Annotated in this window: 12 protein-coding genes; 7 read left to right on the forward strand and 5 right to left on the reverse strand. The window is 64.4% G+C overall.

Going from position 1 to position 12,824, the window contains the following annotated elements:
• The first annotated feature begins 227 nt into the window (after positions 1 to 227).
• The 5 genes from hpnI to AC1Z32_RS34025 all read left to right on the forward strand — a co-directional run bounded on the left by hpnI (position 228) and on the right by AC1Z32_RS34025 (position 5,801).
• Positions 228 to 1,430: a bacteriohopanetetrol glucosamine biosynthesis glycosyltransferase HpnI gene (hpnI, locus tag AC1Z32_RS34005; RefSeq protein ID WP_483483194.1), complete on the forward strand. Its 1,203-nt coding sequence runs from the start codon at positions 228 to 230 to the stop codon at positions 1,428 to 1,430.
• Positions 1,431 to 1,467: 37 nt separating this feature from the next.
• Positions 1,468 to 2,892 carry a hopanoid biosynthesis associated radical SAM protein HpnJ gene (hpnJ, locus tag AC1Z32_RS34010; protein ID WP_483483195.1) on the forward strand — a complete coding sequence of 475 codons (1,425 nt, stop codon included), beginning with the start codon at positions 1,468 to 1,470 and terminating at the stop codon, positions 2,890 to 2,892.
• Between the two features lie 4 nt (positions 2,893 to 2,896).
• Entirely contained in the window at positions 2,897 to 3,733 is an 837-nt protein-coding gene (hpnK, locus tag AC1Z32_RS34015) for a hopanoid biosynthesis-associated protein HpnK (protein WP_483483196.1), read from the forward strand.
• Positions 3,730 to 4,725 (forward strand): lysylphosphatidylglycerol synthase domain-containing protein, encoded by a 996-nt coding sequence (locus tag AC1Z32_RS34020; protein ID WP_483483197.1) that lies wholly within the window; start codon positions 3,730 to 3,732, stop codon positions 4,723 to 4,725. The genes hpnK and AC1Z32_RS34020 overlap by 4 nt, the downstream gene beginning before the upstream one ends.
• Before the next feature lie 101 nt (positions 4,726 to 4,826).
• Positions 4,827 to 5,801: a GNAT family N-acetyltransferase gene (locus tag AC1Z32_RS34025; protein WP_483483198.1), complete on the forward strand. Its 975-nt coding sequence runs from the start codon at positions 4,827 to 4,829 to the stop codon at positions 5,799 to 5,801.
• 1 nt (position 5,802) lies between these two features.
• Here AC1Z32_RS34025 and AC1Z32_RS34030 read toward each other — a convergent pair whose 3' ends face one another.
• The 3 genes from AC1Z32_RS34030 to AC1Z32_RS34040 all read right to left on the reverse strand — a co-directional run bounded on the left by AC1Z32_RS34030 (position 5,803) and on the right by AC1Z32_RS34040 (position 9,353).
• Positions 5,803 to 6,723, reverse strand: a complete 921-nt coding sequence (locus AC1Z32_RS34030) for a dihydrodipicolinate synthase family protein (RefSeq protein ID WP_483483199.1) — start codon at positions 6,721 to 6,723, stop codon at positions 5,803 to 5,805.
• A gap of 81 nt (positions 6,724 to 6,804) precedes the next feature.
• Positions 6,805 to 8,121 carry an MFS transporter gene (locus AC1Z32_RS34035; protein WP_483483200.1) on the reverse strand — a complete coding sequence of 439 codons (1,317 nt, stop codon included), beginning with the start codon at positions 8,119 to 8,121 and terminating at the stop codon, positions 6,805 to 6,807.
• Between the two features lie 50 nt (positions 8,122 to 8,171).
• A complete protein-coding gene (locus AC1Z32_RS34040) occupies positions 8,172 to 9,353 on the reverse strand; it encodes a M20 aminoacylase family protein (RefSeq protein WP_483483201.1) in 1,182 nt (393 codons plus the stop codon).
• 132 nt (positions 9,354 to 9,485) lie between these two features.
• On the opposite strand from AC1Z32_RS34040, the gene AC1Z32_RS34045 reads away from it, so the two are divergent.
• On the forward strand, positions 9,486 to 10,379 hold the full coding sequence (locus AC1Z32_RS34045) for a LysR substrate-binding domain-containing protein (RefSeq protein WP_483483382.1): 894 nt from the start codon (positions 9,486 to 9,488) through the stop codon (positions 10,377 to 10,379).
• A gap of 62 nt (positions 10,380 to 10,441) precedes the next feature.
• Here AC1Z32_RS34045 and AC1Z32_RS34050 read toward each other — a convergent pair whose 3' ends face one another.
• Positions 10,442 to 10,960, reverse strand: a complete 519-nt coding sequence (locus AC1Z32_RS34050; RefSeq protein WP_483483202.1) for a hypothetical protein — start codon at positions 10,958 to 10,960, stop codon at positions 10,442 to 10,444.
• Between the two features lie 179 nt (positions 10,961 to 11,139).
• Between AC1Z32_RS34050 and AC1Z32_RS34055 the strand changes: the two genes are divergently transcribed.
• The gene (locus tag AC1Z32_RS34055) at positions 11,140 to 11,778 is read left to right on the forward strand and encodes a YceI family protein (protein WP_483483203.1); all 639 of its coding nucleotides are present in this window, start codon (positions 11,140 to 11,142) and stop codon (positions 11,776 to 11,778) included.
• 13 nt (positions 11,779 to 11,791) lie between these two features.
• On the opposite strand, the gene tdh is transcribed toward AC1Z32_RS34055, so the two are convergent.
• Entirely contained in the window at positions 11,792 to 12,823 is a 1,032-nt protein-coding gene (gene tdh / locus AC1Z32_RS34060; RefSeq protein ID WP_483483204.1) for an L-threonine 3-dehydrogenase, read from the reverse strand.
• Between the last annotated feature and the right edge of the window lies 1 nt (position 12,824).

Here is a 12,824-nt window from a genome sequence, read left to right on the forward strand (position 1 = left end):
GGCCTCGTTGCCGGGTTTTTTTTTCGCGCGACGGCTTTCTTGCCGCAATGATACGACGCGCTTTCACCCATATTTCAGCGTGCATTCGTTCGATTCCCTAAGCATCCCTTAAGGTTCGGCGATGCAGGCTTCGGGTTCTCGACTCACATTCCAATCGCTACGATGTGCAAGGTAACTGTGGGGATCGACATGCCGTCGTTCATTTGCTGCATCCACGCGAAACGATCATGACGGCGCATTCGGTTCCGTTGTTCGTCTGGCTCGTCATCGCCCTGTGCTGCGCGGCCACCTGCCACGCCACGCTCGCGGCCTTCGTGCATCACGGCTCGCGCGGCACGGCGGGCGCGCGGCGCGGCGGCGCAATTTCCGGCTCCGTCAGCGTGCTGAAGCCGCTTTGCGGCATCGAGCCGCGCCTTTACTCGAATCTCGAGACCTTCTGCACGCAGACGCATCCGTCGTATCAATTGCTGTTCGGCGTGGCGAGCGCGTCCGATCCCGCGGCGGGCGTCGTCGCGCGGCTCGCGCGCGCCCATCCCGGACGCGACATCGAGCTCGTGGTCGGCGGAACCGCGCACGGCAGCAACCGCAAGGTCGGCAATCTGATCAATCTCGCCGCGCGCGCGAAACACGATCTCATCGTGATCGCGGATAGCGACATCGCCGTCAAACCGGACTATCTCGAACGCGTGACCGCGCCGCTCGCCGATGCGGGCGTGGGCGTCGTCACCTGCCTGTATCGCGCGCGGCGCATCGGCGGGTTCTGGTCGCGCATCGGCGCGCTTTTCATCGACGAATGGTTCGCGCCTTCGGTGAACGTCGCCGATGCGTTCGGTCACAGAAGCTTCGGCTTCGGCGCGACGCTCGCGCTCACGCGCGATACGCTCGTGAAGAGCGGCGGCTTCGAAGCGCTGCGCGATTGTCTCGCGGACGACTACTGGCTCGCCGCACATGCGCGCGCGCTCGGCTTGCGCACCGTGCTGTCGGATGTGATCGTCGCGACCGACGTGATCGAGCACGATTTCGCCTCGCTCTGGAGCCGCGAAACACGCTGGCTGCGCACGATCCGCTCGGTCAACCCGCTCGGCTTCGTATTCATGTGCCTGTCGTTCACCACGCCGTGGCTGCTGACGAGCGCATTGCTCGGGCTCGGCTTCGAACACGGCACGAATGTCGCGGAAATCGTGGCCGATACCATTGTCGATCTGAGCACGTCGCTCGGCCTGAGCGCCCGGCTCGTGCTGCACTGGCGCAGCGCGCGCTCGTGGCGCACGTTCTGGCGCGACCTGCCGCTCATTCCGCTGCGCGACGTGCTGATGTGGCTGCAATGGCTCGCCGCCCTGTTCGGCTCCAGCGTCGTGTGGCGCGGCGTGCGGGTTCCGCTCGACGGCGCCCGCGCACGATACGACGCCAACGCATCCGACAGTCGATAAGCATCGGTCAATCGGGAACTCAACGGAACCTCGCAACATGAAGCACACGCTCTTTCTCCAGGCGCCCTCCTTCGATGGCTTCGACGGCGGCGCCGGTTCGCGCTATCAGGCGAAGCGCGAAATACGCTCGTTCTGGTATCCGACCTGGCTCGCGCAACCCGCCGCGCTCGTGCCTGGCTCGCGCGTGCTCGATGCGCCCGCCGACGGCCTTTCCTTCGAAGCGACGCTCGATATCGCGGCGCGCTACGAACTCGTCGTCATTCATACGAGCACGCCCTCGTTTCCCACCGATGCCCTGTTCGCCGAAAGGCTGAAGGCGCGTGCGCCCGGCGTTTCCATCGGCATGGTCGGCGCGAAAGTGGCCGTCGATCCGCATAACTCGCTCGCCGCGAGCGAGGCAATCGACTTCGTATGCCGCGAGGAATTCGACTTCACGTGCAAGGAGATCGCGGAGGGCCGCGCGTTCGCCGATATCAAGGGGCTGAGCTACCGTTTGCCCGATGGCTCCATCGAGCACAACGAGGCGCGTCCGATTCTCGAGAACATGGACGAGCTGCCGTTCGTCGCGCCGGTCTACAAGCGCGATCTCACCATCGACAACTATTTCATCGGCTACCTGAAGCATCCGTATGTGTCGATCTACACGGGACGCGGCTGCCGTTCGCGCTGCACGTTCTGCCTGTGGCCGCAGACGGTGGGCGGGCATCGCTATCGCGTGCGCTCGGTCGAGAACGTGCTCGAGGAAGTGAAGTGGATTCGCGACAACATGCCCGAAGTGAAGGAGATCATGTTCGACGACGACACCTTCACCGACTTCAAGCCGCGCGTCGAAGAGATCGCGCGCGGGCTCGGCAGGCTCGGCGTCACGTGGTCCTGCAATGCGAAGGCGAACGTGCCTTACGCGACGCTCAAGATCATGAAGGAGAACGGCTTGCGGCTTCTGCTCGTGGGCTACGAATCCGGCGACGATCAGATTCTTTTGAACATCAAGAAGGGCCTGCGCACGGATATCGCGCGACGCTTCGCCGACGATTGCCGCACGCTCGGCATCAAGGTCCACGGCACGTTCATTCTCGGCCTGCCCGGTGAGACGAAGGAGACAATCGAGAAAACCATTCGGTATGCGAAGGAAATCAATCCGCACACGATTCAGGTTTCGCTCGCCGCGCCTTATCCGGGCACGACGCTATACCAGCAGGCAGTCGACAACGGCTGGATGGAAGAGAACAAGACGATCCATCTCGTCAGCAAGGAAGGCGTGCAGCTTGCGGCGATCGGCTATCCGCATCTGTCGCGCGAGGAGATCTACCACGATCTCGAACGCTTCTACAAGCGCTTCTATTTCCGTCCGTCGAAGATCTGGGAGATCGTGCGCGAGATGCTCGCGAGCTGGGAGATGATGAAGCGCCGCCTGCGCGAAGGCGTCGAATTCTTCCGCTTCCTGCGCGCGCGCGAGGCGTGATGCCGTGCGCGGTTTGATCGTCACCGCCGATGATTTCGGTTTGCACGAACGCGTGAACCAGGCGGTCGCGCGCGCGCATCGGGAGGGCGTGCTGACGTGCGCGAGCCTGATGGTCGGCGCGGCGGCCGCCTACGACGCCGTGAGGATCGCGCGCGATTCGCCGGACTTGCGCGTGGGGCTTCATCTCGTCCTGAACGATGGCGTCGCCTCGCTGCCGCACTGGTCGATACCGGATCTCGCCGATGCGCGCGGCAACTTCGAAGGCTCGATGTTCGAAAACGGCGTGCGCTTCTTCTTTCTGCATGACGTGCGGCGGCAACTCGCGCTCGAAATTCGCGCGCAATTCAAGGCCTTCGCCGCCACGGGCCTCGCGCTCGATCACGTCAACGTGCACAAGCATTTCCATCTGCATCCGACGGTGCTTGCGCTGATCCTCGAAATCGGGCCGCAGTTCGGCATGCGCGCGGTGCGCCTGCCGCGCGAAATGCACGGCTCGCGCCTGCTCGCGCCGTGGGTCGCGCTGGTGAAGAAGCGGCTCGATAGTGCGGGCATCGCGTATAACGACTGGGTCGCGGGCATCTCGTCGACGGGCCGCATGGATGAAGCCGCGTTGCTCGCGCTGCTGGCAAAGGCGCCTGAAGGCGTGCTCGAAATCTACAGTCATCCCGCGACGGAAGGCGCCGCGCCCATCACGCCATCGATGCGCGATTATCGGCACGCGGACGAACTGGCCGCGCTGTGCTCGCCGCGCGTTAAGCGCGCCATCGAAGCGGCCGGCGCGATGCGCGGCGGCTTCGCGGACGTGTTCGGGTTCGCGGCCACGCCAGAGCCGATCGCATGACGGGTGTACTGAAACGCGTCGCGTGGCTGCGCTGGCCCGCGGCCATCGCGCGGCTGGTCGCGCTCGCGGTGCACGAGGGCATCGCGGATGCGTTCGCGCTCATCGCGCACACGGGGCCGGTGCTGCTGTGGCTCGTGCCGCTGCACGCGCTGCCGCTGCTGCTCGATGCGCGCGCATGGCAGCTTCTGCTAGACAAACGCGTCGGCCTCGCCGCGCTCTGGTGGATCGCGGTCGTGCGCGAAGCGGTCGGGCGTCTCTTGCCCGTGCTCGGCATCGGCGGCGAACTCGCGGGCATCCGGCTCGGCACGCGCTATCTGCCGGATGTGAGCCTCGTGAGCGCATCGGTGATCGTCGAGATGCTCGTGACGATCGCCGTGCAATACGCGCTCGCAATGCTCGGTCTCGCGCTGCTGCGCTTTCATGCGAGCGAAGAAAATGGCATTGGCAACGTGATCGCGGCGGGATTGATCGCGTCGTTGCCGGTGTGCGTCGCGGCGTTCGTCTTCGCGCACAGGGGTGCGCCGTTCCATCGTCTCGAAGCGATGGCGCGGCGCTGGCTCGATCCCGCTCACGCCCTCGCCGCGCGGCTCGACGGCAAGCGTCTCGATCACGATATCCGCGTGTTGCTGCAGCGCATGCCGCTGCTCGCGCGTTCATTCGCGTGGCAATTCGCGGGCTACGTGCTGGGCGCGGCCGAAGTCTATGCGGCGCTCGACATGCTCGGCCATCCGGTGTCGATCGCGGGGGCCGTCGCCATCGAAACGCTCACGCAGGCCGTCCGCAATGCGGTGTTCATCGCGCCCGCGGGCCTCGGCGTGCAAGAAGCGACGATCGTCGCGATAGCGGCCGCGTTCGGCGTCGACCGGCAGGCGGCGCTGTCGTTCGCGTTGCTGCGGCGCATGCGCGAGTTCGTGTGGGGCGGCATCGCGCTCGTGCTGCTGCGCGTGACGGAGCCGGAGCGCGCATGCGGATTCGCACGCGACCGCGGCTGAAGGTGAGGATTTTCGGGAGCTTGATTTCTTCCCTTGCAAAAGTTGCGTTCCGCAACTAAATTGACGGGGTTTGGTTGCGCGTCGCAACCAATGGAGACATCATGGACTTCATCGACACCCCCGTTCAATCCCGCGACAAAACCATCCTCGAACTGCGCGAGTTCTCGCGCAAGCTCGTGCGCGAACTCGGCTTCATGCGCAACACGCTCGCGGATAGCGGGCTCGCGCCTTCGGCGGTGCATGCGATCATCGAGATCGGCGCGACACCCGGCATTCAGGCACGCGACATCGCCGCGATCCTGCGGCTCGACAAATCGAACGCGAGCCGGCAGGTCGCGCGGCTCGAAGCGGCGGGGCTCGTCACGCGTCAGACATCGAGCGAGGACGCGCGCTCGTCCGAGCTTTATCTGACGGCGGCAGGGCAAAAGCTGCGCAGAAAGATCGACAAGTTCGCGACCGATCAAGTCTCCGATGCAATGCGCCGCATGGTTCCCGAAGATCAGCAGACGCTCGTGCGCTCGCTCGCGCTCTACGCCGATGCGCTCGCGCACGGTCACGATCACAAGACGCCGCACGCCGCGCATACGGAAAGCGCGCGCATCGTCGAGGGATATCGGCCGGGATGTATCGGCGATATCGCGAGTCTGCACGCGCGCTTCTATGCGCATCATGCGGGCTTCGGCGTGTTCTTCGAGCGCAGGGTCGCGACGGAGCTCGCCGCGTTCGCGGAATGCTTGCCCGCGCAAGGCAAGGCGCTGTGGCTCGTGATGGAAGGCGAGCGCACGCTCGGCTCGCTTGCCATTGACGGCGACACGGCGACGCGCGTCGCGCATCTGCGCTGGTTCATCATCGACGATGCATTGCGCGGCAGCGGCATGGGCAGGCAATTGATGGCACGCGCGATGGCTTTCGTCGACGCGCATTACGACGAGACGTATCTCTGGACCTTCAAGAGCCTCGACGCGGCGCGTCACTTGTACGAGTCGTTCGGCTTCGTCCTGAGCGATGAAGCGGAAGGCACGCAATGGGGCGCTTCGGTGATCGAGCAGCGCTTCACACGCCGCCCGGTTCGATGATTCATCGACGGAAGACGCGCGCCGTCGGTCCGAGACGTTGCGCGAAACGGCGCGCGCATTCTATGCCGAACTGCGTCGGACGCGCGCCGCGATCATGCGCGACATCGAAGCCCATGCGCCACGCCGCGATGCGCTTGCCGTAACAGGTGAGCGTTTCCAGGGACTGCATCACGAACACGATTTCCGGCAGCGTGTCTGCATAGAGCGATTCGGCTTCCTGCTCGCGTCCTTCGGCAAAGGCGTCGTGGATGGCGGCCTGATGATCGAAGGCATCGGGCGCGACGATCAACCCATCGCACCCCGCGCGCAGGTTGTCGAGAAGCTCCTGACCGCCGCGCCCGTTGAACACCGCGAGCGTCTGTTCGAGTGCGCGCAGCCGCTCGATGGTCGCGCGTATCGTCACGGCCGGGCCTTCGCCCTTCAGCAGGCGGAAGTTGGGCCGCTCGGCCGCGAGCGCGGCGATCGATTCCGCCGACAAACCCACGCCGAGATAGTCCGGCGCGTTCTGGATGCCCGCGCTCGCGCCGGTTCGTTCGAGCACCGAAGCGAAGAAGTCGTAGTAGAACGCCTCGGATTCGCCACGCCTCGATGGCGGCTGAAGAATGAGCCACGACGCGCCGCGTTCGAGCGCATAACCGGCGAGCGCGACCTGGGCATCGACGCTATCGCCGGTGATGGTGACGGCGAGCGGCACGCGATTCGCTATGTGCGCGGCGCAATCGTCGATCATCGCGTGCTTCTCGTCCGTCGACAGGCGATTCACTTCCGTCGCGAGACCGAGCGTGACGATCGCGGGCGCGCCCGCCGCGATGGTCGCGTCGATCTGCTTGCGCGTGGCGTTGCTATCGAGCCGGTTCAGTGCGTCGAAATACGCGTAGAGCACCGGCCACATGCCGGGCGGCGGCGTTTTATAGTCGGACATCGATGTCTCCGCTCAGTCTCCAACGAAAAAGGCCGCACGAGGCGGCCTTTGCGCAACCCGGACACGTCACGTTATACACGATCAGTCGAGCGTCTCCTGGGAACGCTCTCGCATGCACGCCACGGCGATCACGGACAGCACGCCGCAACCGATCACGTACCACGCGGGCGCCATCACGCTCTTCGTGATGACGATGAGCGAGGTCACGAAGAACTGCGCGAAGCCGCCGAAGATCGCGACGCCCAGGCTGTAGACGATCGCCGCGCCCGTCGCGCGCACCGAGCGCGGGAAAAGTTCGCCGAGCATCGCGCCGGTCGGGCCGACGTTGAGCGAATGCACGATCGACAGGACCGTGACGACCGCGAGCAAGGTCGCCGTGGTCGGCGATTGATTCAAGAGCGCGAAGGCCGGCCAGATCGCGAGCATGAGCAGGATGCGCGTCGTCTGCGCGAGCCTGTTGCGGCCGATGCGATCCGACAGATAGCCGCCGATCGGCGCGACGATGAAGAGAATCGCGCCCGATACGCAGCCCGAGAGCATCGACGTCCAGCCCGGCAGGCCGAGCGTCTTCACGCCATAGATCGACAGATAGAACACGATGATGAAGTGCGCCGACGTGCCGCCGATCGTCAGACCGAGGCCATTGAGCACCGCGCGGCCATGTTCGCGCAGCACGGTTACGAGCGGAATCTTCGGCGCCTTCGGGGCGGCTTCGACGCTTTCGCGCGGCGCTTCTTCGATCGTGCGGCGCAGCCACCAGCCGACCGGCACGATCGCGGTGCCGATGATGAACGGCACGCGCCATCCCCAGCTTTCGAGTTGCACCGACGTGAGCGATGCCGTGAGCGCGACGCCCGTCAATGCGCCCGCGAGCGCCGAAAGTCCCTGGCTCGCGAACTGCCACGATGCATAGAAGCCGCGGCGATTCGACGGCGCCTGTTCGAGCAGCAGCGTGGTCGATGCGCCCACTTCGCCGCCCGCCGAAAAGCCCTGGATCAGCCGCGCGATCACGAGGATGATGGGCGCCGCGATGCCCGCCTGCGCATAGGTCGGCGAGACGGCGATCATCGCGGTGCCGAGCGCCATCAGGCCGAGCGTGAGCAGCATCGCTTTCTTGCGGCCGGCGCGGTCGGCGTACATGCCGATCAGCAAGCCGCCGACGGGCCGCGTGAAGAACCCGACGCCGAAGCTCGCGACCGCGAGCAGCAACTGGCCGACAGGATCGTGCACCGGAAAGAACAGCTTGCCGATGACGAGCGCGAAAAACGCGTAGACGGTGAAGTCGTAGAACTCGAGCGCATTGCCTACGGCAGCCGCCGCGACGAGACGCGTGCGTGAGGTTCGCGTCGTCGGCGTCGGACTCGTGGCTGACGTGCTGGCTAACGTGGATGTATTCATCGTGTGCTCCGGGGCGTCGGGCGAAAAGGATCAGGCAGGATCAGGCAGCATCAGTCGGCGAGCCAGGCTTCGGCCAGGCGCACCCAGTAGCTCGCGCCGATCGCGAGGATGTCGTCGTTGAAGTCGTAGCCGGGGTTGTGCACCATGCAGCCGCCCTTCGAGCCGATGCCGTTGCCGATCCACGCATACGAACCCGGACACGCTTCGAGCATGAACGCGAAGTCCTCGCTGCCCATCAGCGGCTTCGCGGCCGGCTCGACACGCTGCGCGCCGAGCATCTTCACGGCGACATCCGTGGCGAAGGCGGTCGGCTCGGCGTGATTCACGAGCACCGGATAACCGAGTTCGTAATCGATCTCGGCCGTGCAGCCGTAAGCGAGCGCCTGCGCATCGACGAGCGCGGTGATGCGGTGCTGAAGCTGCGTGCGCACGCCCGCGTCGAGCGCGCGCACGGAGAGTTTCATCAGCGCGGTCTCGGGAATCACGTTGCACGCCTCGCCCGCCTGCACGCTGCCGACCGTGACGACCGCGGGCTTTTGCGCATCCACTTCGCGCGCGACGATGCTGTTCAGGCCGAGCATGATCGATGCGACCGCGGGCATCGGATCGCGCGCGACGTGCGGCATCGCGCCGTGACCGCCGACGCCGCGCACGGTGATGTTCACGCGGTCCGACGAAGCCATGCCCGGACCCGGCGTGAAAAACATGTCGCCTGCGGGCAGGCCGGGCATGTTGTGCAGGCCGAACACGGCGTCGCACGGAAACTTCTCGAAGAGGCCGTCTTCGATCATCGCGCGCGCGCCCGCCTCGCCTTCCTCGGCAGGCTGGAAGATCACGATCAGCGTGCCCGAGAATTGACGGCTCTCGGCGAGATAGCGCGCCGCGCACAGAAGCATCGCGGTGTGGCCGTCGTGGCCGCATGCGTGCATCGTGCGGGCGTGCTTGCTGGCGTACGGGAGGCCGGTCGTTTCCTCGATCGGCAAGGCGTCCATGTCCGCGCGCAGGCCGAGACGCTTGCCGCCATCGCCCTCTTTCAGCACGCCGACGACGCCCGTCGCGCCGAGCCCGCGATGCACTTCGTAGCCCCATTGCGCGAGCAATCCGGCGACGAGATCGCTCGTCTGCGTTTCTTCATACGCAAGCTCCGGATGCGCGTGAATGCGCCGGCGTACATCGACGAATTCCGGTGCGATGGCGGCAATGCCGGGGATGACGGGCTCGACTGACAGCATGTGACACTCCTTGCTCGATGCGTTTCAACGTGCAACAAGCATATAAAGCCGAAAAGCAAACCAAAAGACGGTAAATTTATTGCGTGATTACCGAGAGTTGTCGGTGCTAACCCTAGGGTGTCGGTCATGAGCATGAAGTACCACCAGTTGCGCGCGTTCCTGACGACCGCCGAACAAGGCAGCATTCGCGCGGCCGCGCGCAGCCTGCACCTGTCGCAAGCCGCACTCACGAAAGCGATCAAGGAACTGGAGCAGGATCTCGGCGTGCCGCTCGTGTTGCGCACCGCGCGCGGCGTGCAATTGACCGCGTTCGGCCAGCAGTTACGTGTGCGCGCACATTTGATCGTGAGCGAGATGCGCCGCGCCGAAGACGACATCGCGCAGATGAAAGGCGCGGGCGCGGGAAGCGTGAGCGCGGCCGTCACGCCGACTGCGGCGCTATCGATCCTGCCGCAGGCGTATCGCGCGTTTCGACGGCAGATGCCGAACGCGCGCGTGAGTTTCATCGAAGGCTTTCCGGGCATCGCGATGCCGCGCTTGCGCGACGGCTCGCTCGACTTCGTGGTCGCGGTAGTCGTGCCCGAGCATCTCGCGCCGGAGTTCGATCACATCGAGTTGTATGAAAGCCGCTCGGCGATCGTCGGGCGCGCGGATCATCCGTTGCGGCATTGCACGTCGCTCGCGGAGTTGTCGGATGCGGAGTGGCTCTTGAATCCGTCGCCCGAAAGCTCGACGCAAGCCTTGCTCGATTCGTATGCCGAGCGCGGGCTCGCGGTGCCGGGGCGTGTGATCGAGTGTCCGAGCTTCATCATCGCGCATGGGTTGTTGCGTGGCTCGGATGCGCTGGCCGCGATGCCCGCGGCGCTGCTCGAACATCCGTGGGTCAGCGACGGGCTCGCGATCTTCCCTATCGCCGATCCGTTGCCTGCGGTATCGGTACGCGTGATAACCCGGCGGGACAGTCCGCTGACGCCCGCCGCTACGGTGTTGCTGGAGTGTTTGCAGGATGCGGCGCGCTCGAAGTGAGGCGGGCGCGCTTGTTTTGCTCCACGTATTTCGAGGTTACCGGTGAGAATATTCAGGATTGCTCAGAACTTCACTCTGAGCATGAATCCGATCGTAAATGGCAGATCGCTCGATGGAATCGGCGGAATCAGAATGATGTTCGCGCCGACGCGCTTGTAATCGAGCATGATGAGCGGCGCGGCCACGGGTCCGACCGTGTGGTTATGACCGATGCCATAGCTGCCGTAGTCGTAACCGGAGATGAGACCCGCCATCACGGCGAGCCGGATGTAGTTCCAGTGAAGGAAGTCCGGCCCCCACACGCCGCCGCCATAGAACGACGGCTTCGACAGCGAGTTGCGAAAGTAGCCGCCCGTCACCGCCCATTGCGGCGCGACCCAGCATTCCACGCCAATGCCGGGATTGAACTCCTCGAAATCCTTTTCCGGATGAACGTGATGCGAGGCGATCATCGCATCGATCCAGAGGCCGTCGCCGCACCACTCCGCGTGCGCGGCTGGGGTCCACAGCGATGCCGCCAGGACGGCAGCCGTCAGCAAGAAAGCGTGAAAGGTTCGGAAGCGGGACAGCCATGTGCGCATGTGTTCTCCGCCATCGCGCATACGCCATGGCGCCTTTTTTGAGATGGAGGTCGAGGCGAACTCTACCCGATCGCGCCATTTTCGTGTGAGCAAGCGAAAAGAGCATGACGATGTGTGCGCGTCGTTGCGATGTCGGCGAAACTTGTCGCAGTTCGTTTCCGAATTCGAGGCAAAGCGCGATGAAGCTTTATAAGTATCTCGTCCCGTCGATGGCGGCTGCCGCATTGATTGCGTGCACGCCGCTGCAAGTGGTCACGCATCGCGTGTCGTCGAATGAAGCGAGCGTGCCGCCGGGGCGCTACCAGTTGGATCCGCATCACTGGAATGTGAGCTTCGATGTGGATCATTTCCACTACTCGCGCTTCGTCATCCGATTCGACAAGACAACGGCGCAACTCGACTGGAATGCGGACGGAATGTCCGCGAGTCCGGTGCGCGCGACCATCGATGCATCGAGCGTCAACACGAACGTGCCGCTACTCGATCGCATGCTGAAGGGGCCGGACATGTTCGATGTCGCGCGCTATCCCGACATCGTCTTCGTGAGCACGGGTTTCGAGCGCACTGGCGATGACAAAGGCGTGTTGAAGGGGGACCTGACGATACGCGGCACGACCCGGCCGGTGTCCCTGAACGTCACGTTCAACGGGCACGCGGTCAATCCGCTCACGAAGCAGCAAACGCTGGGCTTTTCAGCCGATGGGCATTTCAGCCGCGCGCAGTTCGGATTGACGACGTGGTATCCGGCCGTCGGCGACGATGTGCACGTCGCCATTCAGGCCGAATTCTCGAAGGCGCCGGCGAGCGCCTCGCAGTGATCGACCGAGCCGCTCAGGCCTCGGTCCAATCGAGCACGACCTTGCCGCTGTTGCCGGAGAGCATCGTGTCGAACGCGCGCTCGTAGTCGTCGACGGGAAAGGTGTGGGTGAGAATCGGCGAGAGATCGAGGCCGCTTTGCAGCATCGCGACCATCTTGTACCAGGTCTCGAACATCTCGCGCCCGTAGATGCCTTTGATTTCGAGACCCTTGAAGATCACCTGATTCCAGTCGATCGCGGTTTGCGCCGGTGGAATGCCGAGCAGCGCAACTTTTCCGCCGTGGTTCATCGATTCGAGCATTGCCGTGAATGCGCTGGGCACGCCGGACATTTCCAGACCGACGTCGAAGCCTTCGGTCATGCCGAGTTCGCTCATCACGTCACGCAAATCCTCATGCGCGACGTTGACGGCACGCGTCGCGCCCATCTTGCGGGCGAGCTCGAGGCGGTACTCGTTCACATCGGTGATGACGACATTGCGCGCGCCGACATGCCGCGCGATAGCCGCGGCCATCACGCCGATCGGTCCCGCGCCGGTGATCAGCACATCCTCGCCGACGAGGTTGAACGAGAGGGCAGTATGCGTCGCGTTGCCGAAGGGATCGAAGATCGCAGCGAGGTCGTCGGAAATGTCGGGCGGAATCTTGAACGCGTTGAACGCGGGAATCACGAGATATTCGGCAAAGGCGCCTTCGCGGTTCACGCCGACGCCGACCGTATTGCGACACAGATGACGGCGTCCGGCGCGACAGTTTCGACAGAAGCCGCACGTGATATGTCCTTCGCCCGACACGCGATCGCCAATGGCGAAACCGCGCACCTCCTGGCCCATCTCCACGATCTCGCCGACGTATTCATGACCGACGTGCATCGGCACGGGAATCGTCTTCTGCGCCCACTCATCCCATTTCCAGATGTGAATATCGGTGCCGCAGATAGCAGTCTTCCGAATGCGGATGAGGACGTCGTTATGGCCGACTTCGGGCCGCTTCACGCGCGTCAAGGTGAGGCCGGGTGCACGTTCGAGTTTGGCGAGGGCTTTCATT

The organism is Caballeronia sp. 11_S32 (assembly GCF_056930355.1).

Coding starts and splice junctions, on each gene's coding strand:
- hpnI (WP_483483194.1), top strand. CDS start 228: ATGACGGCGCATTCGGTTCCGTTGTTCGTCTGGCTCGTCATCGCCCTG.
- hpnJ (WP_483483195.1), top strand. CDS start 1,468: ATGAAGCACACGCTCTTTCTCCAGGCGCCCTCCTTCGATGGCTTCGAC.
- AC1Z32_RS34020 (WP_483483197.1), top strand. CDS start 3,730: ATGACGGGTGTACTGAAACGCGTCGCGTGGCTGCGCTGGCCCGCGGCC.
- AC1Z32_RS34025 (WP_483483198.1), top strand. CDS start 4,827: ATGGACTTCATCGACACCCCCGTTCAATCCCGCGACAAAACCATCCTC.
- AC1Z32_RS34030 (WP_483483199.1), bottom strand. CDS start 6,723: ATGTCCGACTATAAAACGCCGCCGCCCGGCATGTGGCCGGTGCTCTAC.
- AC1Z32_RS34035 (WP_483483200.1), bottom strand. CDS start 8,121: ATGAATACATCCACGTTAGCCAGCACGTCAGCCACGAGTCCGACGCCG.
- AC1Z32_RS34040 (WP_483483201.1), bottom strand. CDS start 9,353: ATGCTGTCAGTCGAGCCCGTCATCCCCGGCATTGCCGCCATCGCACCG.
- AC1Z32_RS34045 (WP_483483382.1), top strand. CDS start 9,486: ATGAAGTACCACCAGTTGCGCGCGTTCCTGACGACCGCCGAACAAGGC.
- AC1Z32_RS34050 (WP_483483202.1), bottom strand. CDS start 10,960: ATGCGCACATGGCTGTCCCGCTTCCGAACCTTTCACGCTTTCTTGCTG.
- AC1Z32_RS34055 (WP_483483203.1), top strand. CDS start 11,140: ATGAAGCTTTATAAGTATCTCGTCCCGTCGATGGCGGCTGCCGCATTG.
- tdh (WP_483483204.1), bottom strand. CDS start 12,823: ATGAAAGCCCTCGCCAAACTCGAACGTGCACCCGGCCTCACCTTGACG.